This window comes from Mycobacterium sp., from assembly GCF_050701515.1.
Classification (GTDB): Bacteria; Actinomycetota; Actinomycetes; order Mycobacteriales; family Mycobacteriaceae; genus Mycobacterium.
On the sequence record NZ_JBOGDB010000019.1, the window covers coordinates 1 to 19193 of the forward strand.

Genomic DNA, 19193 nt, shown 5'->3' on the forward strand with positions numbered 1-19193 from the left:
CCCGGGAGGACCGCGAGAACGCCGCCGCGGTGGCGGCCGCGGTGGCCGAAGTCGGACGCCTGTTGGCGCAGCGGCTCAGCGCGACGGTGGGCATCGCATCCCGCGCCCGCGACGCGCTGGTGGCTGAACGTCAGCACCGGATCGACGCATTGGCCAAGGCGCGCGAGCAGGTCACCGAGTTCACCACCAAGATCGCCGCGGTCACCGAAGCCCTGCACCGCGACGAAGTCGCCAAAGCCCAAGCGGCCCTGCGCATCGAGCAGCTCGAACAGCACATCCTCGACCAGTTCGGGATGGCCACCGCCGACCTGATCGCCGAGTATGGGCCGGACAATTCGCTGGCGCCGTCGGAGCTGGAGATGGCCGAGTACGAGCAGGCCCGCGAGCGCGGAGAGCAGGTCACCATGCCCGCACCGATGCCGTTCGACCGGCCCACCCAGGAGCGCCGGGCCAAGCGCGCCGAGCGTGAACTCAACGAGCTGGGCAGGGTGAACCCATTGGCACTGGAGGAGTTCGCCGCGCTGGAAGAGCGCTACACCTTCCTGTCCACGCAGCTCGAGGACGTCAAGGCAGCCCGCAAGGATCTGCTCGACGTCATCGCCGACGTCGACACCCGCATCCTGCAGGTGTTCACCGAGGCCTACGAGGACGTCGAGCGCGAGTTCCGCGATGTGTTCGCGGCGCTGTTCCCCGGCGGCGAGGGCAGGCTGCTGCTCACCGATCCCGACAACATGCTGACCACCGGCATCGAGGTGGAGGCGCGTCCGCCGGGCAAGAAGATCAAGCGGCTCTCGCTGCTGTCCGGTGGCGAGAAGGCACTGACCGCGGTGGCGATGCTGGTCGCGATCTTCCGGGCCCGGCCATCCCCGTTCTATGTGATGGACGAGGTGGAAGCCGCCCTCGACGACGTCAATCTGCACCGCTTGCTGGTGCTGTTCGGACAGTTGCGGGAGCGGTCGCAGCTGATCGTCATCACCCACCAGAAACCGACAATGGAGGTCGCCGACGCGCTGTACGGCATGACGATGCGCGACGACGGCATCACCGCGGTGATCTCGCAGCGGATGCGCGGCCAGGAGCTGGTGACCGCCGGCGCTATGGAATAGGCGTCACCCCGCGACGCCGCAGGGCCGCCAGATCGGCGGCGCCGCAACCGTGCAGGCAGATCCGCAGCTCGTCGATGAATCGGCCCAGCCAGTCCAGCACCGCCGCGGGCGATTCCACCGCCGCCGCCAGCAGCGGCCGGGCCACTGCCACCACGTCGGCGCCCATCGCCAGCGCTTTGGCGGCGTCCATGCCGGTGCGGATGCCGCCGGAAGCGACCAGCGTCACGTCGGGCAATGTGCGCCGCACCTCGAGCAGCGCCTCGGCGGTCGGAATGCCCCACTCGGCCAGCGCCGGGTAGCGGATCTCGCCGTAGCGGACGAGCTGCTCGACGCGGGCCCACGACGTTCCGCCCGCCCCGGCGACGTCGACCGCCGCGAGTGGGCAGTCGACCAGTTCGGCGGCCGCCGCCGCCCCGATTCCGTGGCCGACCTCCTTGAGCAGCACCGGATATCCGATCGACGCGGCGACGTCGCGCAACCGGGTGATTGAACCGGAGAAGTCCGTGTCGCCCTCGTGCTGCATGGCCTCCTGCAGCGGATTGGTATGCACCGCAAGCGCATTCGCGCCGACTCGGTCGAGCGCCCGGACGAGGTCGGGCACCAGCGCGTCGGAAAGCTGGGCAAGGCCGATGTTGCCGATCAGCAGCGCGTCGGGCGCCACATCGCGGACGGTGAAGCTGGCCGACGCCGCATCGTCGTCGAGCATGATGCGTTGGGAGCCGAGCATCATGCCGATGCCGAGCTTTTGGGCGGCTGCGGCCAGATTGCGGTTGATGACGCCGGAGAGGTCGGCACCGCCCGTCATCGCCCCGATCAGCACGGGCGCCGCCAGCCGGACGCCGAGAAATCGGGTGCCCAGGTCGACGGCGCCCAAGCTGGTCTGGGTGAGCGCGTTGTAGGGCAGCCGGAAGCGCTCGAGACCGGTGCTGACGCTCTGGTACTCGACGGCCTCGGTCAGACACACGTCGATGTGTTTGGCCTTGCGGGATTCCATGCCATTTTGAGAGCCATTGCCCAAGCCGACGGGGTCCATCAGCGCGCCTCGTGGAAAGCGCCGGCGTGGGCTGTCGGCGGAATGGGGGCTGGTGTCCAGCGTGTGACCGCGTGTGTTGTCGGTGTCGTTTCGTAGGGTGCCGTTATGGCTGCGGGCCGGTTTGGTCGCATACCGGGCGGAGTGACTTCGCTGGGTCTGCATGTGGTGTGGTGCTCGAAGTACCGGTGGCTGATCCTGGGTGGCCGCGTCGCTGCGCGGTGCGCCGAGTTGCCCGAGCAGATCCCCGCCTCGGTGGGGTATGCGTCGGAAGCCCCGGTGTGGCGGTACATCGGACACCGGTGGGATGCGGTGTCGGCGTGAGGCGGGCATACAAGTTTCGGATGCGGCCGACCGAGCGTCAACACGTCGCGTTGGCGGCGAGCGTGGCGTCGCATCGGGAGTTGTATAACGCGGCGTTGCAGGAACGCCGTGATGCGTGGGCGCACAGTAAGACCCGGATCCGTTACGGCGATCAATCCGCACAGTTGAGTGACATCCGGTCGGTACGCCCGGATGCGGCGGTGTGGTCGTTCTCCAGCCAGCAGGCCACCCTGCGTCGCCTCAACAGGGCCTTCGAGCGGGCGCGGGTGTATCTGCAGGGCATCGGTCAGGTCAAAGTGACGATGCACCGGCGGGTGGCGGGGCGGGTGAAGACGATCCAGATCCATCGTGAAGGCCGTCGCCGGATGCTGATCTTGTCCTGTGACGAGGTGCCCGAGAATCTGCTGCCGGCTACCGGTCGTCGGGCCGGTGTTGATGTCGGGATCGCCAGCTTCGTCACCACCTCCGATGGCGCCCGCGTCGACAATCCGCGCTGGGCACGAACGGCGGCCGACACGCTGGCCGGTGCGCAGCGGCGGCTGGCCCGAGCCCAGCGGGGTTCCAAGAACCGGGGCCGGCGGCGGGAGACGCTCGCTGCGCGGCATCGCAAGATCGCCAACTGTCGCCGCGACTTTCACCACAAGACCGCCCGCAGGCTCGTGGACTGCTACGACGTGATCGCGGTGGAGGACTTGGCGATCGCCAACATGTGCCGCCGCGCCAAACCTGTCCCCGACCCCGATGTGGCTGGTGGGTTTCGGCCGAATGGGGCGGCGGCCAAGACCGGGCTGAACTTGAGCATCAGTGATGCTGGCTGGGGGCAGTTCCTCTCGATTCTGCGCGCCAAAGCGGAAGACGCTGGACGCATCTGGATTGCAGTGGATCCCCGGCACACCTCCGATGGCTGCGAACGGTGTGGTTATGCAGCAAAGGAGAACCGCCTCACCCAAGCGGTGTTCACCTGTCGGCGCTGTGGGCATACCGCCCATGCCGACGAGCATGCTGCACGCAACATCCTGCGGGCTGGACTGGCCCACCACGCGCACGCCGCGTGAGAAGAAGCTGACGGCTTCAACCGTCAGAGAAGTCACCGTCACCGTCTACCCACATTGCCCACATTGCGACAATGGCATGGTGTCCGAAGGTCTGTGGATCGCAATCGCGGTCATCGCCGTTCTGGTCGTTGCAGCTGTCGTGGTGTTCGGTCTGGTCTCCTACCGGCGGCGCCGGATCAGACTGGACTCTTCCACCTCGGCAGACACTGCCACACCGATCGACCGTTCCGGCGGGTACACCGCATCTTCGGGCATCACGTTCACACAATCGTCAGCACCCACGGCGGCCCCGCCACCGGCGCCCGAGCGCATCGACACCAGCGGCCTGCCGGCCGTCGGCGATGACGCCAGCGTCCCCCGCGACGCGCCCAAACGCCCGATCGCCGACGTGCAGCTGCCCGATTTTCAAGAGGAAGCACCGGCTGAGCTTGATGTCGGCGCCATTGCGCCTCCGGAGGGCCGGCTGGAACGCCTGCGCGGGCGGCTGGCCAAGTCGCAGAACGCCTTGGGCCGCAGCATGCTCGGCCTGCTCGGCGGTGGCGACCTCGACGAGGAGTCCTGGGAGGCGGTCGAGGACACCCTACTGGTCGCCGACCTGGGCCCAGTCGTCACCGACTCGATCGTGACGGCGCTGCGGGAACGGCTGGCCAGCAGCCCGGTGCGCACCGAAACCGATGCCCGCGACGTGCTGCGCGAGGTGCTGATCTCCGAGTTGCATCCGGACCTGGATCGCTCGATCAACGCGCTGCCGCACGGCGACCATCCGTCGGTGCTGTTGGTGGTCGGGGTGAACGGCACCGGCAAGACCACCACGGTCGGAAAGCTGGCCCGCGTGCTGGTCGCCGACGGCCGCCGGGTGGTACTCGGTGCCGCCGACACCTTCCGGGCCGCCGCCGCCGACCAGCTGCAGACCTGGGCGGCCCGCGTTGGTGCGCATGTGGTGCGCGGAGCCGAGGGCGCCGACCCCGCATCGGTGGCGTTCGACGCTGTCGACAAGGGCATCGATGCCGGTGCGGACGTCGTCCTCATTGACACCGCCGGGCGGCTGCACACCAAGACCGGACTGATGGACGAACTCGGCAAGGTCAAGCGCGTGGTGAGCCGCCGCGCGGAGGTCGACGAGGTGCTGCTCGTGCTCGACGCGACGATCGGACAGAACGGCCTGGCGCAGGCGCGCGTTTTCGCCGACGTTGTCGATATCACCGGCCTGGTGCTCACCAAACTGGACGGCACGGCAAAGGGTGGAATCGTTTTCCGCGTTCAGCAGGAATTGGGAGTGCCCGTCAAGCTCGTCGGTCTCGGCGAAGGTCCCGACGATCTTGCTGCGTTCGAGCCCGCGGCGTTCGTCGACGCACTGCTCGGGTAACGAATGGGCGTCAGAAACCGGTGATGTAACACCGGCGAAACCTTAGCGGCGTATCCGTTCACACGAGCGAAACACCTAGGCGTCGTGGACGAAACAACCACTCAGCATTGTCTTGGACCAGGTCGATGGTCGTAAAACCCTTGCGGCCCTGCCGTGTCGAAGGAGGAAACTGCGAGTGGACCAATTCCCGATATTGGGTCAACCGGATACCGGTGACACAGCGTGGATGCTGGCAAGCTCGGCATTCGTGCTGCTGATGACGCCGGGCCTGGCCTTTTTCTACGGTGGCATGGTTCGCGCCAAGAGCGTGCTCAACATGATCATGATGAGCATCAGCGCCATGGGCGTGGTGACAGTGCTGTGGGTGCTCTACGGCTACTCGCTGGCATTCGGCAACGACGTCGGCAATCTGTTCGGTGACCCGACGCAGTTCTGGGGCCTCAAGGGCCTCATCGGCGGTAACGCGGCTGCCGAAGTGATCGCCGACCCGAGCACCGGGACCGAAGCGGCCGCCGCCGTGGATATCCCGTTGGTGTTCACGCTGCCGGCGACGGTGTTCGTCGCGTTCCAGTTGATGTTCGCGATCCTCACCGTCGCGCTGATCTCCGGCGCGGTGGCCGACCGCATCAAGTTCGGCGGCTGGCTGCTTTTCGCCGGATTGTGGGCCACGTTCGTGTACTTCCCCGTCGCCCACTGGGTGTTCTCGTTCGACGGAGGCACCGCCGAGACCGGTGGCTGGATCGCCAACAAGCTCGCCGCAATCGACTTCGCAGGTGGCACAGCGGTTCACATCAATGCCGGCACGGCGGCGCTGGTGCTGGTGCTCATCCTCGGCAAGCGCAAGGGCTGGCCGCATACGCCGATGCGGCCGCACAACCTACCGTTCGTCATGCTCGGGGCCGGTCTGCTGTGGTTCGGCTGGTACGGGTTCAACGCCGGTTCCGCCGGCGCTTCGAACGGCCTGGCCGGCTCGACGTTCGTCACCACGACGATCGCCACCGCGGCCGCGATGCTGGCCTGGCTGCTCACCGAGCGCGTCCGCGACGGCAAGGGCACCTCACTGGGCGCCGCGTCGGGCATCGTGGCCGGCCTTGTCGCGATCACGCCGTCCTGCTCGTCGGTCAACGTGGTCGGTGCGCTCGTGATCGGCGCGGCCGCCGGTTGCTTGTGCGCGCTTGCTGTGGGCCTGAAATACAAAGTCGGGTACGACGATTCGCTCGACGTGGTAGGAGTGCACCTGGTCGGCGGCATCGTCGGCACCCTGCTGATCGGTTTGGTGGCCGCGCCGGAGACGGGTGCCGGTGTCGCCGGATTGTTCTACGGCGGTGGCTTCGACCAACTGTGGCGGCAGGCAATAGGCGCCGGCGCGGTTTTGGTCTACTGCGCGATTGCTACAGCTATCTTGGCTCTGATCGTCAAATTCACCGTGGGGCTGCGCCTTACCGAGGAAGATGAAGCGACTGGCGCCGACGAGGCCGAACACGCCGAAAGCGGGTACGACTTCGCGACCGTCGGTAGCAGCTCGGTTCTCGGTCGTCACGGCGCGGAGGAATGAGGAAAATGAAGCTGATTACTGCAATCGTCAAGCCGTTCACGCTCGAAGACGTCAAGACCGGCCTGGAGCAGACGGGAATTCTCGGAATGACCGTCAGCGAAGTCCAGGGCTACGGCCGCCAGAAGGGCCACACCGAGGTGTATCGCGGCGCCGAGTACTCCGTCGACTTCGTGCCGAAGGTGCGCATCGAGGTGCTCGTCGATGACTCCGCCGTCGACAAGGTGGTGGACGTTATCGTGCAGGCCGCGCGGACCGGCAAGATCGGCGACGGCAAGGTGTGGGTCAGCCCGGTCGACACCGTGGTCCGGGTCCGCACCGGCGAGCGGGGGTCCGACGCCCTTTGAGCCGTGTCGTGAACTGAGACGTCGTCTCCCGGCCGTGCACCGTGAGCGTTAGTCGGTAAGGGCCGGGGGAGGACTTGAAATGACAAAGCAGAAGCCAGCTTCGGCGGCGAGCTCGTCCCGACCCGCGACCGACCTCACCGCAGCGTCCGAACAGCTGCTGTCCGGTTCGCGTCAGCTGGATTCGGCGGCCCTGCGGGACGCGCTGCTCGACCTGCACGAGTTCTGGCTCACCACCAAGGCCGCCGAGATCGGGATCACCGACACCAGCGGCTTCGCCATCGTCGCGACCGGCGGGCTCGGCCGCCGAGAACTGCTGCCCTACTCCGACCTCGACCTGATGTTGCTGCATGACAACCTGTCGCACGGCGTTGTCAGCCAGGTCGCGGAGAAGTTGTGGTACCCGTTGTGGGACGCCAACATTCGCCTTGACCACAGTGTGCGCACCGTGCCCGAGGCGCTCAAGGTGGCCGGCGAGGACATTTCGGCCGGCCTGGCGATGCTGGAAGTGCGTCACATTGCCGGCGATTCCGACCTGTCGGCGCTGCTGGTCGGTGGCGCGCGGCGGCACTGGCGCACCGGAATCGCTTCGCGCTTCAACGAACTCGTCGAACATACCCAGCAACGGTGGGAGCGCAGCGGGCAGATCGCTCATCGCGCCGAGCCCGACCTCAAATGCGGCCGTGGCGGCCTGCGCGATGTCCAGCTGCTCAACGCCTTGGCGATCGCGCAGCTGGCCGATGTCTATCCCAGCCGGTCGTTGGCATCGCCGACCGAAACGCTGGGCGAGGCGCACCTGGCACTGCTCAATGTTCGTACCGAACTGCACCGGGTGTCCGGCCGCGGCCGTGAGCTGGTGCTCGCCCAGCATGCCGATGAGATCGGCGCGGCGCTGCGCATCGGTGACCGATTCGACTTGGCGCGCATGCTTTCTGACGCCGCTCGTACGATCAGCTTCTACGTCGACGCCGGTGTCCGCACCGCGGCCAATGCGCTGCCGCGTCGCGGGTTCGCCGCTTTTCGGCGGCCGGTGCGGCGTCCGCTCGACGAAGGCGTCATCGAGTTCGCGGGTGAGGTGATCCTGGCCCGCGACGCCCGGCCGGAACGCGATCCCGGCCTGATCCTGCGGGTGGCGGCGGCGTCGGCGACCACCGGCCTGCCGATGGCGGCGTCCACGCTGGCCCGGCTGACCGAAACGGCACCCGAGTTGCGGACGCCGTGGCCGCGTCAGGCGCTCAACGACCTGTTGGTGATGCTGGCCGCCGGCCCGAATGCGGTGGCCACCATCGAAGCGCTGGACCGCACCGGTCTGTGGGGCCGACTCTTCCCGGAATGGGGCGCGGTGCGCGACCTACCGCCGCGCGACGTCGTGCACATCTGGACCGTCGACCGCCACCTCGTCGAAACCGTTTCACGCGCAAGCGCATTCACCACCCGGGTGTCCCGACCCGACCTGCTTCTGCTCGGCGCGCTCTGCCATGACATCGGCAAGGGCCGCGGCGGCGACCACAGCGTCATCGGCGCCGAACTTGCCATCCAGATCGGCACCCGGCTGGGCCTGTGGCCGTCGGACATCGAGGTGCTCTCCAAGATCGTCCGCCATCACCTGCTGCTGGCGCACACCGCGACGCGACGTGACCTACAGGACGCGAAGACGATCGCGTTGGTGGTCGAAGCGCTGGAGGACGATGCGGTACTGCTGGAACTGTTACACGTGCTGGCCGAAGCCGACTCGCTGGCGACCGGTCCCGGCGTGTGGGGCGACTGGAAGGCGTCGCTGATCGGCGACCTGGTCCGGCGCTGCCGCCTTGTGATGGCGGGCGAGCCGCTGCCGCAGCCCGATCCCATTGACCCGCGGTATCTTTCGCTGGCATCCACGGTAGGCGTGCATGTCGAGCTGACCCCCGGCGACGGCCCGCACATCTACGACGTGACGATGATCGCTCCGGACCGGCGCGGTCTGCTGTCCAAGGCGGCCGGTGTGCTGGCGCTGAACTCACTACGCGTGCACTCGGCATCGGTCAACGGCCACCAAGGCTCGGCTATCAACACCTTCGTTGTGTCCCCCCATTTCGGTTCGCCGCCGGCCGCCGAGTTGTTGCGCCAGCAGTTCATCCTCGCGCTGGGCGGTGAACTCGACGTGTTGGCGTCGTTGGATCGCCGCGACCACGAAGCCGCACAGCACGGCAGCAGGCGGGCCGGGGAGGTGCCGGCTGCCGTGCCCATCAACCACGCCTCGGCGCCGCCGCGGATCCTGTGGTCCGACGGTGCGCAGCCCGGCGAACTGATCGTGCAGGTCCGTACCACCGACCGGGCCGGCCTGCTGGCGCGGTTGACGGCGGTGTTCGAGCGGGACGGGGTGGACATCGCGTGGGCGAAGGTCACCACGCTGGGTTCCTCGGTCGTCGACGTGTTCGGCATCACCGCCTCGGGCGACGCCGCCGTGGTTCGCGACGAGCTGGAACGCGACCTGTACGCGGTGCTACCGGCACCGCCGCCGGCGAAGCCGGTCGCCGACGACCGCTAGGCTGGGCGGCGTGTTTGAATCCCTGTCCGACCGGCTGACCGGTGCGCTGGCGGGCCTGCGCGGCAAGGGGCGGTTGACCGACGCCGATATCGACGCGACCACCCGCGAGATCCGCCTGGCGCTGCTGGAGGCCGACGTCTCGCTGCCCGTGGTGCGCGAGTTCGTCGCCCGCATCAAGGAGCGCGCGCGGGGCGCCGAGGTGTCCGCCGCGCTCAACCCGGCCCAACAAGTCGTCAAGATCGTCAACGAGGAACTGATCGGCATCCTGGGCGGCGAGACCCGCCAACTGGCGTTCGCCAAGGTCCCGCCGACCGTGGTGATGCTCGCCGGTCTGCAGGGCTCCGGTAAGACCACGCTGGCCGGCAAGCTCGCCAAATGGCTTCGCGGACAAGGCCATACCCCACTTCTGGTGGCCGCCGACCTGCAGCGCCCCGGCGCGGTGAACCAGTTGCAGGTCGTCGGCGAACGGGCCGGTGTGCAGGTCTTCGCGCCGCACCCGGGAACGTCGGCCGAGGGCGCCGCGGACGTCGGTCCCGGTGATCCGGTCGCGGTCGCCGCCGGCGGCCTCGCCGAGGCGAAGACCAAGCACTTCGATGTGGTCATCGTCGACACCGCGGGGCGGCTCGGCATCGACGACGAGCTGATGGCGCAGGCCGCCGCGATCCGACAGACGCTCGATCCCGACGAGGTGCTGTTCGTCGTCGACGCGATGATCGGCCAGGATGCCGTGACCACCGCCGAAGCCTTCCGCGAGGGCGTCGGTTTCACCGGCGTGGTGCTGACCAAGCTCGACGGCGACGCCCGCGGCGGCGCGGCGCTGTCGGTCCGCGAGGTCATCGGGGTGCCGATCCTGTTCGCCTCCGCAGGCGAGAAGCTCGAGGATTTCGACGTCTTCCACCCCGACCGGATGGCCAGCCGGATCCTCGGCATGGGCGACGTGCTGACCCTGATCGAGCAGGCCGAGCAGGTCTTCGATGCCGAGCAGGCCGAGGCCGCCGCGGCCAAGATCGGCGCGGGGGAGCTGACGCTCGAGGACTTCCTGGAACAGATGCTGGCGATCCGCAAGATGGGTCCGATCGGCAACCTGCTCGGCATGCTGCCCGGCGCGGGTCAGATGAAGGACGCGCTGGCCGAAGTCGATGACAGCCAGCTCGACCGCGTGCAGGCCATCATCCGCGGCATGACGCCGGCCGAGCGGGCCGACCCGAAAATCATCAACGCGTCGCGCCGACTCCGGATCGCCAACGGCTCCGGTGTGGCGGTGTCGGAGGTCAATCAGCTCGTCGATCGGTTCTTCGAGGCCCGCAAGATGATGTCGCAGATGGCCGGACAGATGGGCATGCCATTCGGTCGCAAGGGCGGGCGGAAGGCCGGCAAGAAGGCCAAAGGCAAGGGCAAGAAGGGGAAGAAGGGCGCGCGCGGGCCGACGCCGCCGAAGGCGCGCAATCCGTTGGCTGCCCCTATGGCCGCGGGTTTCCCCGACCTGTCGCAGATGCCCAAGGGCCTCGACGAGCCGCCGCCCGGACTGGCCGACATCGATCTGTCGAAGCTGAACTTCCCGGGCCAGAAGTAATCCGTTGCGCCTTCACGTTCGCGGCCGCGGGCTGCCCGACGACGAACCGGTCGAGTGGTGGATCGTCGACGGGCTGCTGTCCGCCGAGCCGGTCGCCGGCGCGGAAACCGTATTCGGTGCTGATGGGGCTGGCGGCTGGATCGTGCCCGGCCTCGTTGACGCGCACTGTCACGTCGGTCTCGGCGCACACGGCGCCGTCGAGCTGAACGAGGCGATCGGGCAGGCCGAAACCGAACGCGACGCCGGCGCGCTGCTGCTGCGCGACGCCGGCTCGCCGGTTGACACGCGCAGCCTCGACGACCACAACGACCTGCCACGGATCATTCGCGCCGGCCGCCATCTGGCCCGGCCGAAGCGGTATGCGCGCGGGTTCGCGATCGAACTGGAAGACGAGTCGCAGCTGCCCGATACCGTGGCCGAACAAGCGCGCTGGGGGGACGGCTGGGTCAAGTTGGTCGGCGACTGGATCGACCGCGACGTCGGCGACCTGGCGCCGCTGTGGTCTGACGATGTGCTCAAGGCCGCGATAGACGCCGCCCACACCAACGGCGCGCGCGTCACCGCGCACGTATTCAGCGAGGAGGCCCTGCCCGGCCTGATCAACGCCGGCATCGACTGCATCGAACACGGCACCGGGCTGACCGACGACACCATCGAGCTGATGGTCGAGCACGGCACCGCGGTGGTGCCCACCCTGATCAACGTCGAGAACTTTCCCGGCATCGCCGACGGCGCCGCGGACAAATACCCGACATACGCTCGCCACCTGCGCGATCTGTACGAACGCAGCTATCCACGGCTGGCCGCGGCACTCGAAGCCGGGATACCGGTGTACGCGGGCACCGACGCCGGCAGCATGGTCGCGCACGGCCGCATTGCCGACGAGATCGATGCACTCAATCGCATCGGTATGAGCCCGACGCAGGCGTTGGGCGCTGCGTGCTGGGACGCCCGCGCATGGTTGGGTCGGCCCGGTCTAGCCCATGGCGCGTCCGCCGATCTGCTGTGTTATACCGACGACCCGCGAGCGGGCGCGGCCGTACTCAGTCGCCCGGACGTGGTGATGCTGCGAGGCCGCACGTTCTAGCGGCTGAAGCCCCAGTCGAACAGGCCGATCGCCTGGCCGTACAGGTCGCCGGTGCCGTACATCTGCGCCACCACCAGCCGCCGGTTGCCCCGCTGTGCGGCGCCGACGAACGTGTTGCGGGCGAGGTTGGTGAACCCGGTCTTGCCTGCGAGCGTGCCCGGATACCGCGTCAGCAGCTCGTTCTGATTGGAGATGGTCTTGCCGGGGAACTGAGCAGACTGCTGCCGCATGATCTGCGCGATCAGCGGGTAGGTCAGGGCCGCGCGGAGGATCACCGCGAGGTCGTTCGGCGTCGTGATCGATTCCCATCCCGGCCCGTCGAGCCCCGACGGCGACGAGGCCCTGGTGCCGCGGGCGCCCACGCTGGCCGCTTTGCGGTTCATCGCCGCGACCGCGACGCGCTGACCGCCGAGCATGTCGGCCAGCATGTTCGCGGCGTCGTTGCCCGACACCATCAGCAGGGCCTCCAGCAGCTGGCGGGTGGTGTACGGCTGGCCCGGCTTCAATCCCACGCAGGAGCACTCGACCTCGGTGTGGGACTGGTTGGCGCGTGCGAAGTTGTCCGGGGACAGGTTGTCCAGCACCACCATCGCGAGCAACGGCTTGATCGTGCTGGCGGGCGCGTGCTGCGCGTACGGATCGCGGGAAGCCAGGATGCTTCCGGTATCGAGGTCAGCCAGCAGCCACGCCTGCGCCGGACCGTCCGGCAGCGCAACCGCGCCGGACGGCGCATTGCCGGGTTCGGCGGGGGCGGCCGGGGCGGCCACGACCGCCGCCAACGCGAGCGCGGTTGTAAACGCAGCCAACAGTTTTCGCACGGCTGCTGAGCGTATCCTGTGCAATCGCCGGATTTAGCCGCGCTTAGGTCTCGGATCCGTTGCAGATCAACAACTCTTAGTGATGGTTCGTCTAGAGCGAGCCGACGCTGGCGTTGGGATTTTGTGCGAAGCCCCAATCAAACAGGCTGGCGGCTTGATCCCAGAAGGACGGACCACCTTCTTTGTCCATGCCGAACATCAGCGCGATGACCAGCCGACGGCCGTCGCGCTGGGCGGCGCCGACGAAAGTCTTGCGGGCGATATTGGTGAAACCCGTTTTGCCCCCGATGGTTCCGGGGTAGCGCTTCAGGAGCTCGTTCTGGTTGACCAACACCTTGTCGCCGGTCTTGGTGGGGAACACCGTGGTCGGTTGCGCGGAGATCTGGGCGAAAACCGGGTTGGCCATTGCGGCCCGGAAGATCGAGGCTAAATCGTGCGGCGACGACCACATGTCGATGCCAGGGCCGTCCAGGCCGGACGGGGAGCCGACGTTGCTGCCGTATGCGCCCAGCAGCGCCGCCTTGCCGTTCATCTTCATCACCGCGGCTTCTTGTCCGCCGAGCATGGTGGCCAGCGTGTTGGCCGCGTCGTTGCCGGACACCAGCAGCAGCGCCTCCAGCAGCTGGCCGGCGGTATAGAGCCGGCCCGGCGCGACACCGGCGCAGTTGCACTCCACCTTGGTGTCCGCTTCGTTGGCCACGATCGTGGTGTCCAGGGGCAGCTCGTCGAGGACGGTCAGTGCCAGCAGCACCTTGATCGTGCTGGCCGGTGCGTACTGGCCGTACTCGTCGCGGGCGGCGAGCACCTCCCCGCTGTCGAGGTCGGCGACGATCCAGGCCTGTGCGGGCCCGTCCGGAATCGGCACCGAGCCCGCAGGCTGGTTGATCCCCGAGCCGGCTACCGGGACGGCCGTCGCTGTCGCGGTTCCTCCGGCGAACAGGCTGAGCGCAGCCGCCAGACACACCAGAAGCCTTCGCATGGGCGCTGAGCCTAGCCCCGCGCGGTGATCGTGTTCAATCGACGCATGTTGAGCTTGGAAGAGATCTCCGACCGTCTCGAACTGCAGCAGCTGCTCATCGGCTATTCCGAAGCCATCGACCGGCGCCAGTTCGACGAACTGGACGCGATCTTCACGCCGGACGCCTACATCGACTATCGGGCGACCGGTGGCATCGACGGCCGCTACCCGCAGATCAAACCGTGGCTGGCCGAGGTCCTTCCCAAATACTTCAGCTCCTACGCCCACATGCTGGGGCTGCCGGTCATCCGGCTCGACGGCGACAGCGCCACCGCCCGCACCTTCTGCTTCAACCCGATGGTGCTGAAGGGGGACAAGCCCAGCACCATGCAGATCGGCCTGTGGTACGACGACGAGTTCGTCCGCACCGCGGACGGCTGGCGAATGTCGCGGCGGGTCGAGATCAAGTGCTTCGGTCGCTGACGAGCAGCCCGGATTTTGGCCGGTCGCGGCCGTTCTGGCACAATGGTCGGCTGTCCGCGGACCCGACCACGGTCGTTCTGCGGTCAGACCCACGCGAGGCAAAACCGGATCCCGGCAATCGGCCCGGATCGCTGAATTGCAGCGTGACACGCACAGGAGAAGTCGCTTACCCATGGCTGTCAAGATCAAGCTCACCCGGCTTGGCAAGATCCGCAATCCCCAGTACCGCATCGCGGTCGCCGACGCGCGCACCCGCCGCGACGGTCGTTCGATCGAGATCATCGGCCGCTACCACCCGAAAGAGGACCCGAGCCTCATCGAGATCGACTCCGAGCGGGCCCAGTACTGGCTGTCGGTCGGCGCCCAGCCCACCGAACCGGTCCTCAAGCTGCTGAAGATCACCGGCGACTGGCAGAAGTTCAAGGGGCTGCCGGGCGCGGAAGGCACGCTGAAGGTCAAGGAGCCAAGGCCCAGCAAGCTGGACCTGTTCAACGCGGCGCTGGCCGAGGCCGAGGGCGGACCCGGCACCGAGGCCACCACGGCCAAGAAGAAGAAGGCGCCGGCAGCCAAGAAGGCCGGGAAGGCGGCGGCGAAGGCCGCCGAGGCTGACGAGAAGGCCGTCGAGACCGAGGCGACCGCCGAGCCCGCCCCCGGGAAGGACGAGTCCGAACCGGCGGCCGAAGGGGCCGACGCCACCGCACCCGCCCAGCAGGCCGAGGAATCGTGAGCTCCGTCGTCGTCGATGCGGTAGAGCACCTGGTCCGCGGCATCGTGGACAATCCCGAAGACGTCCGGGTCGACATGGTGACTTCGCGCCGCGGTCGCACCGTCGAGGTGCACGTGCACCCCGACGACCTCGGCAAGGTCATCGGCCGCGGCGGACGCACCGCGACCGCGCTGCGCACACTGGTCGCCGGCATCGGCGGCCGGGGTATCCGTGTCGACGTGGTGGACACCGACCAGTAACGCTTCATGGACCTGGTAGTCGGGCGGGTCGTCAAGGCGCACGGCATCACCGGCGAGGTGGTCGTCGAGATCCGCACCGACGACCCCGACATCCGCTTCTCGCCGGGTACCACCCTGCGCGCCAGACGCCGCGACCAGCCCGAACGCGACTACGTAGTCGACTCGGCGCGCGAGCACGGCGGACGGCTGCTGGTGCGGTTGGCCGGGGTCGCCGACCGCGACGCCGCGGAGTTGCTGCGCGGCACTTTGTTCGTGGTCGACTCCGAAGCTCTGCCCCCGATCGACGATCCCGACGAGTTCTACGACCATCAGCTCGAGGGACTGCGGGTGCTGACAACCGGGGGCAGCCGGATCGGAACCGTCGCAGAGGTGTTGCACACCGGCGCGGGCGAATTGCTCGCGGTGCATACCGAGGGCAACGGCGGCGAAGTGCTGATACCTTTTGTCAGCGCCATCGTCATCTCGGTGTCGCTGGAACATCAAACCATTGAGATCGACCCGCCCGAGGGTCTGCTGGAGCTGGGCTGAGTCATGCGAATCGATGTGGTGACGATCTTTCCCGGCTATTTGGATCCGCTGCGGCAGTCGTTGCCCGGCAAGGCGATTGACTCAGGCATCGTCGACCTACAGGTGCACGATCTGCGGCGGTGGACACACGATGTGCACCGATCGGTCGACGACTCGCCGTACGGCGGCGGTCCCGGGATGGTGATGACGGCACCAGTATGGGGTGAGGCGTTAGACGAAATATGTTCCACCGAAACGCTTCTCATCGTTCCCACGCCCGCGGGACGGTCCTTCACCCAGGCCACCGCACAGCGCTGGAGCGCCGAATCGCACCTGGTGTTCGCGTGCGGGCGCTACGAGGGCATCGACCAGCGGGTCATGGACGACGCGGCGCGTCGAATGCGCGTCGAAGACGTGTCGATCGGCGACTACGTGCTGCCGGGCGGCGAGTCGGCGGCACTGGTGATGATCGAGGCGATCGTTCGCCTGCTGCCCGATGTCCTGGGCAATCCGGTGTCGCACCAAGACGATTCGCATTCCGCGCAGAATCGGGGCCTGCTCGAAGGGCCCGGCTATACCCGGCCGCCCCACTGGCGTGGGCTGGATGTGCCGGAGGTGCTGCTTTCCGGAGACCACGCCAAGATCGCGGCGTGGCGGCGCGAGCAGGCGCTGCAGCGCACCCGCGAACGGCGGCCCGACCTGCTCGAGTAACCGGTGTCAGTGAACGGGTTCGACGTGGCCGTTGAGATCCATGATGCCCAGCTCGACCAGCAACTCCGGCTCGCGCCGCTGAACTTCGGTCCGGAACGTCCGCAAAGCCCCGGACAGCATCTCGGTTTCGTAGGCTCTGTCCGTGAGGACGCGATCGCCATAGGCGACCGCGGCGGCGCCGCAATCGCGATGCGTCATGGCGATGATGCGTGTCAACCAGTGCAAGTCCACCGAGATGGCGAGGTTCTCCCAGAACGTTTCGCGCCAGTCGGCGAAGGCCGGGGCCACCACGCCGACCGGACCGCCGGCGATGGCGAACTCGCTGTAGTTGTTCTGCCAGCCGCGGCCGGTCATGTAGTTCCAGGTGTTGGTGGTGAATCGCGGATCGATGCACTTCATCAGCATCGCCTCGTAGCCCACGTCGAGCTGCGCCTGCGCAGCCGGAGCGGTTGCCAATGCGGCGGCACCGAGTCCAATGCCCCCGAGCATTACTCGACGCGAGTACGTCTCTGCCACCGGAATGCCCGCCCTTTTCTACTAGATCCGCCCGCCCGGGAACATCGTCTTGACGGCCTGAGTGATGGTGTTGCGCGCGGTGACGTCGTCGGTGGTGTGCATCGAACCGATCGCCATGACAAACCGACGGTCCGATCCGATCACGCCGGTCGACATGTGCACCCAGTTGCCGCCGTTCCAGCAGCAAAACCAGCCCTGCTTAACCGCCACCGGCTCGGCGTAGAGCCCCTCGGGGATGCCGAACCGCTGTGGGTACACACCGCCGGGCACCATGCCGTCGGGCGCAGTCGGTGTGGACTGCGACAGGTTGGACAGGATGATGTTGGCCTGCTCCCGCGGCAGCCCGCCGCTGCCGTCGAGCAGCATGTCGTAGTAGCGGACGAGGTCACCCGCCGTGCTCAGGGTGTTGAACCAGCGCCCGTTGTAGGGCGTCGTGGTCGCCTTCAACCCATACCGTGCGGTGACGCGTGAAATGATCGCGCTGCCGCCACCGCGGTCCCAGAACACTTCGGCCGCGCCGTCGTCGGAGGACCGCAACATGACGTCGAGCGACTTGCGGTCGGCGGGGGAGACCGAAGCCTTTCCGTTGGCTTCCTGCAGCAGCAGATCGTCGGCGATGAACAGCTTGGCCACCGAGGCGAGGGGCATGGCCGCGTTGTTGCCGTTGGACACGATCTGGCCGGTGTTGCGGTCTAGGACGACCGTCGTGATGTCGGCGCCGGCCTCAGCGGCGTCGGCGGTGGCCTGCCGGGTGCGCGCCTCCAGGCCGTCGAATGCGGCGGCGGGTTGGTCGGGCGGGGCTTCCGGCAGTGGGGCCATGCTGCCCTGCGGCGCGACAACGGTCAGCGGCGGTGTATCGGGGTGCACCGGCGGGGTGCCGTAGACCGGGGCCTCACAACCAGCGACGACAGGCACCGCAATCATGGTCATTGCGGTAGCCGTCGCTAGCCTCGACGGCCGCCGTCGCATAGCTCTCCTTAACCGCTTGTCAATCGGGATCGGGCTTGCCACCGGCCGCTCACCCGTACTTTCAGCCTAACCGCTGGGCGGCCATCCCGCGGGCTTAGCTGCGGCCGGCGATTTCACCGCATGCGCCCTCATCTGGCACAATTGAGCAGTTGTCTGGGCAGGACGTGGGACGTACCTCCGCCTGTCGCGAGATGCACCAGATACGCCCGAATCAATCACCGCGATAGCCCGCCGCGGCCGCGAACAGCAAGGAAGTGTCACCGATGAACACGCTGGACTTCGTCGACCAGTCGTCGCTGCGCGACGATATTCCGGACTTCAGCGCCGGCGACACCGTGAACGTGCACGTGAAGGTCATCGAGGGCTCGAAGGAACGCATCCAGGTCTTCAAGGGTGTCGTGCTTCGCCGCCAGGGCGGCGGCGTCCGGGAGACCTTCACCGTCCGCAAGGAGAGCTACGGCGTCGGGGTCGAGCGAACCTTCCCCGTGCACTCCCCGAACATCGACCACATCGACGTCGTCACCCGCGGTGACGTCCGCCGCGCCAAGCTGTACTACCTGCGCGAGTTGCGTGGCAAGAAGGCGAAGATCAAGGAAAAGCGCTGAATCGCGCACGGCGCGGCGGCAAGCACCGCCATGGATACGCTGATCCCGTGACCGGAACCACGGACTCCGCCGACTCATCATCCGAACCCACACCCGACCCCGCCGACTCTGAGGCTGCCGAAACCCAAGCGGACGAGGCCGACGAGGCCGAGGACAAGTCCAAGCGCAAGGGCGGGGTGCTGCGGGAAGCCGCCATTCTGCTGGTGATCGCGGTCGGCCTGTACTACGTGATGCTGACGTTCGTCGCCCGGCCGTATCTCATCCCGTCGGAGTCGATGGAACCGACGCTGCACGGTTGCCACGGGTGTGTCGGTGATCGCATCATGGTCGACAAACTGACTTACCGGTTCTCATCGCCCGAACCGGGCGACGTGATCGTCTTCAAGGGCCCGCCGAACTGGAACATCGGCTACAGATCGATCCGCTCGGACAACACCGCGGTCCGCTGGGTGCAGAACACCCTTTCGTTCGTCGGATTCATCCCACCCGATGAAAACGACCTGGTCAAACGGGTGATCGCGGTCGGAGGGCAGACCGTCCAGTGTCGTGCGGCGACCGGGCTGTCGGTCGACGGCAAGCCGCTGAACGAGCCCTACCTCGACACCACGACGATGATGGCCGATCCCAAGGTTTATCCGTGCCTTGGCAACGAGTTCGGGCCGGTGAAGGTGCCCGAGGACAGGCTGTGGGTGATGG

General features: G+C 67.5%; 21 protein-coding genes. 16 read left to right on the plus strand and 5 right to left on the minus strand.

Features of this window, described 5'->3' with window-relative positions:
* Positions 1 to 1106 (plus strand): AAA family ATPase (locus tag ACRDU5_RS01610; RefSeq protein ID WP_526612470.1); only part of this gene is annotated, 1106 nt, incomplete at its 5' end.
* On the opposite strand, the gene fni is transcribed toward ACRDU5_RS01610, so the two are convergent.
* On the minus strand, positions 1096 to 2100 hold the full coding sequence (gene fni, locus ACRDU5_RS01615; protein WP_526612471.1) for a type 2 isopentenyl-diphosphate Delta-isomerase: 1005 nt from the start codon (positions 2098 to 2100) through the stop codon (positions 1096 to 1098). The genes ACRDU5_RS01610 and fni overlap by 11 nt on opposite strands.
* A 144-nt stretch (positions 2101 to 2244) precedes the next feature.
* Here fni and ACRDU5_RS01620 point away from each other — a divergent pair, with 144 nt between their 5' ends.
* The 8 genes from ACRDU5_RS01620 to ACRDU5_RS01655 all read left to right on the plus strand — a co-directional run bounded on the left by ACRDU5_RS01620 (position 2245) and on the right by ACRDU5_RS01655 (position 11964).
* A complete protein-coding gene (locus tag ACRDU5_RS01620; RefSeq protein WP_526612472.1) occupies positions 2245 to 2460 on the plus strand; it encodes a hypothetical protein in 216 nt (71 codons plus the stop codon).
* Positions 2457 to 3515 (plus strand): transposase, encoded by a 1059-nt coding sequence (locus tag ACRDU5_RS01625; protein WP_526612473.1) that lies wholly within the window; start codon positions 2457 to 2459, stop codon positions 3513 to 3515. Before ACRDU5_RS01620 ends, ACRDU5_RS01625 begins: the two co-directional genes overlap by 4 nt.
* A gap of 76 nt (positions 3516 to 3591) precedes the next feature.
* Positions 3592 to 4881 (plus strand): signal recognition particle-docking protein FtsY, encoded by a 1290-nt coding sequence (gene ftsY, locus ACRDU5_RS01630; RefSeq protein ID WP_526612488.1) that lies wholly within the window; start codon positions 3592 to 3594, stop codon positions 4879 to 4881.
* A 175-nt stretch (positions 4882 to 5056) separates the two neighbouring features.
* Positions 5057 to 6436 carry an ammonium transporter gene (locus tag ACRDU5_RS01635; RefSeq protein ID WP_526612474.1) on the plus strand — a complete coding sequence of 460 codons (1380 nt, stop codon included), beginning with the start codon at positions 5057 to 5059 and terminating at the stop codon, positions 6434 to 6436.
* 5 nt (positions 6437 to 6441) lie between these two features.
* Complete coding sequence (locus tag ACRDU5_RS01640; RefSeq protein ID WP_066983268.1) at positions 6442 to 6780, plus strand: P-II family nitrogen regulator; 339 nt, start codon at positions 6442 to 6444, stop codon at positions 6778 to 6780.
* Between the two features lie 79 nt (positions 6781 to 6859).
* Positions 6860 to 9304, plus strand: a complete 2445-nt coding sequence (locus ACRDU5_RS01645; protein ID WP_526612475.1) for a [protein-PII] uridylyltransferase — start codon at positions 6860 to 6862, stop codon at positions 9302 to 9304.
* Positions 9305 to 9314: 10 nt separating this feature from the next.
* Entirely contained in the window at positions 9315 to 10877 is a 1563-nt protein-coding gene (ffh, locus tag ACRDU5_RS01650) for a signal recognition particle protein (RefSeq protein WP_526612476.1), read from the plus strand.
* Positions 10878 to 10881: 4 nt separating this feature from the next.
* Positions 10882 to 11964 (plus strand): metal-dependent hydrolase family protein, encoded by a 1083-nt coding sequence (locus tag ACRDU5_RS01655; RefSeq protein WP_526612477.1) that lies wholly within the window; start codon positions 10882 to 10884, stop codon positions 11962 to 11964.
* Here the strand turns inward: ACRDU5_RS01655 and ACRDU5_RS01660 are convergent.
* Complete coding sequence (locus ACRDU5_RS01660) at positions 11961 to 12782, minus strand: D-alanyl-D-alanine carboxypeptidase family protein (protein WP_526612478.1); 822 nt, start codon at positions 12780 to 12782, stop codon at positions 11961 to 11963. The two genes, ACRDU5_RS01655 and ACRDU5_RS01660, sit on opposite strands and share 4 nt — an antisense overlap.
* Before the next feature lie 91 nt (positions 12783 to 12873).
* Positions 12874 to 13761, minus strand: a complete 888-nt coding sequence (locus tag ACRDU5_RS01665) for a D-alanyl-D-alanine carboxypeptidase family protein (protein ID WP_526612479.1) — start codon at positions 13759 to 13761, stop codon at positions 12874 to 12876.
* Between the two features lie 45 nt (positions 13762 to 13806).
* Between ACRDU5_RS01665 and ACRDU5_RS01670 the strand changes: the two genes are divergently transcribed.
* From ACRDU5_RS01670 to trmD, 5 genes are all read left to right on the plus strand, one after another.
* Positions 13807 to 14223: a nuclear transport factor 2 family protein gene (locus ACRDU5_RS01670; protein WP_526612480.1), complete on the plus strand. Its 417-nt coding sequence runs from the start codon at positions 13807 to 13809 to the stop codon at positions 14221 to 14223.
* Between the two features lie 172 nt (positions 14224 to 14395).
* Positions 14396 to 14950: a 30S ribosomal protein S16 gene (gene rpsP, locus ACRDU5_RS01675; RefSeq protein ID WP_526612481.1), complete on the plus strand. Its 555-nt coding sequence runs from the start codon at positions 14396 to 14398 to the stop codon at positions 14948 to 14950.
* On the plus strand, positions 14947 to 15189 hold the full coding sequence (locus ACRDU5_RS01680; protein ID WP_353321005.1) for an RNA-binding protein: 243 nt from the start codon (positions 14947 to 14949) through the stop codon (positions 15187 to 15189). The genes rpsP and ACRDU5_RS01680 overlap by 4 nt, the downstream gene beginning before the upstream one ends.
* Positions 15190 to 15195: 6 nt before the next feature.
* Positions 15196 to 15717, plus strand: coding sequence for a ribosome maturation factor RimM (rimM, locus tag ACRDU5_RS01685; protein WP_526612482.1), 522 nt, complete (start codon positions 15196 to 15198; stop codon positions 15715 to 15717).
* Between the two features lie 3 nt (positions 15718 to 15720).
* Positions 15721 to 16407, plus strand: a complete 687-nt coding sequence (gene trmD, locus ACRDU5_RS01690) for a tRNA (guanosine(37)-N1)-methyltransferase TrmD (protein WP_526612483.1) — start codon at positions 15721 to 15723, stop codon at positions 16405 to 16407.
* Between the two features lie 6 nt (positions 16408 to 16413).
* Here trmD and ACRDU5_RS01695 read toward each other — a convergent pair whose 3' ends face one another.
* Together ACRDU5_RS01695 and ACRDU5_RS01700 are read right to left on the minus strand one after the other, a co-directional pair.
* Positions 16414 to 16896, minus strand: a complete 483-nt coding sequence (locus tag ACRDU5_RS01695; RefSeq protein WP_526612484.1) for a hypothetical protein — start codon at positions 16894 to 16896, stop codon at positions 16414 to 16416.
* A gap of 48 nt (positions 16897 to 16944) precedes the next feature.
* Positions 16945 to 17892 (minus strand): serine hydrolase, encoded by a 948-nt coding sequence (locus tag ACRDU5_RS01700; RefSeq protein ID WP_526612485.1) that lies wholly within the window; start codon positions 17890 to 17892, stop codon positions 16945 to 16947.
* Between the two features lie 263 nt (positions 17893 to 18155).
* On the opposite strand from ACRDU5_RS01700, the gene rplS reads away from it, so the two are divergent.
* Together rplS and lepB are read left to right on the plus strand one after the other, a co-directional pair.
* The gene (gene rplS / locus ACRDU5_RS01705; protein ID WP_526612486.1) at positions 18156 to 18497 is read left to right on the plus strand and encodes a 50S ribosomal protein L19; all 342 of its coding nucleotides are present in this window, start codon (positions 18156 to 18158) and stop codon (positions 18495 to 18497) included.
* A gap of 47 nt (positions 18498 to 18544) precedes the next feature.
* Positions 18545 to 19193: signal peptidase I (lepB, locus tag ACRDU5_RS01710; RefSeq protein WP_526612487.1), on the plus strand; the 649-nt coding region annotated here is incomplete at its 3' end.

Bases quoted from the DNA above. Each gene is read 5' to 3' on its own strand.
- ACRDU5_RS01665 (WP_526612479.1), bottom strand. From the start codon at position 13,761: ATGCGAAGGCTTCTGGTGTGTCTGGCGGCTGCGCTCAGCCTGTTCGCC.
- fni (WP_526612471.1), bottom strand. From the start codon at position 2,100: ATGGAATCCCGCAAGGCCAAACACATCGACGTGTGTCTGACCGAGGCC.
- ACRDU5_RS01645 (WP_526612475.1), top strand. From the start codon at position 6,860: ATGACAAAGCAGAAGCCAGCTTCGGCGGCGAGCTCGTCCCGACCCGCG.
- rpsP (WP_526612481.1), top strand. From the start codon at position 14,396: ATGGCTGTCAAGATCAAGCTCACCCGGCTTGGCAAGATCCGCAATCCC.
- ACRDU5_RS01670 (WP_526612480.1), top strand. From the start codon at position 13,807: ATGTTGAGCTTGGAAGAGATCTCCGACCGTCTCGAACTGCAGCAGCTG.
- ACRDU5_RS01695 (WP_526612484.1), bottom strand. From the start codon at position 16,896: ATGCTCGGGGGCATTGGACTCGGTGCCGCCGCATTGGCAACCGCTCCG.
- ACRDU5_RS01700 (WP_526612485.1), bottom strand. From the start codon at position 17,892: ATGCGACGGCGGCCGTCGAGGCTAGCGACGGCTACCGCAATGACCATG.
- ACRDU5_RS01620 (WP_526612472.1), top strand. From the start codon at position 2,245: ATGGCTGCGGGCCGGTTTGGTCGCATACCGGGCGGAGTGACTTCGCTG.
- rimM (WP_526612482.1), top strand. From the start codon at position 15,196: ATGGACCTGGTAGTCGGGCGGGTCGTCAAGGCGCACGGCATCACCGGC.
- rplS (WP_526612486.1), top strand. From the start codon at position 18,156: ATGAACACGCTGGACTTCGTCGACCAGTCGTCGCTGCGCGACGATATT.
- trmD (WP_526612483.1), top strand. From the start codon at position 15,721: ATGCGAATCGATGTGGTGACGATCTTTCCCGGCTATTTGGATCCGCTG.
- ACRDU5_RS01640 (WP_066983268.1), top strand. From the start codon at position 6,442: ATGAAGCTGATTACTGCAATCGTCAAGCCGTTCACGCTCGAAGACGTC.
- ftsY (WP_526612488.1), top strand. From the start codon at position 3,592: ATGGTGTCCGAAGGTCTGTGGATCGCAATCGCGGTCATCGCCGTTCTG.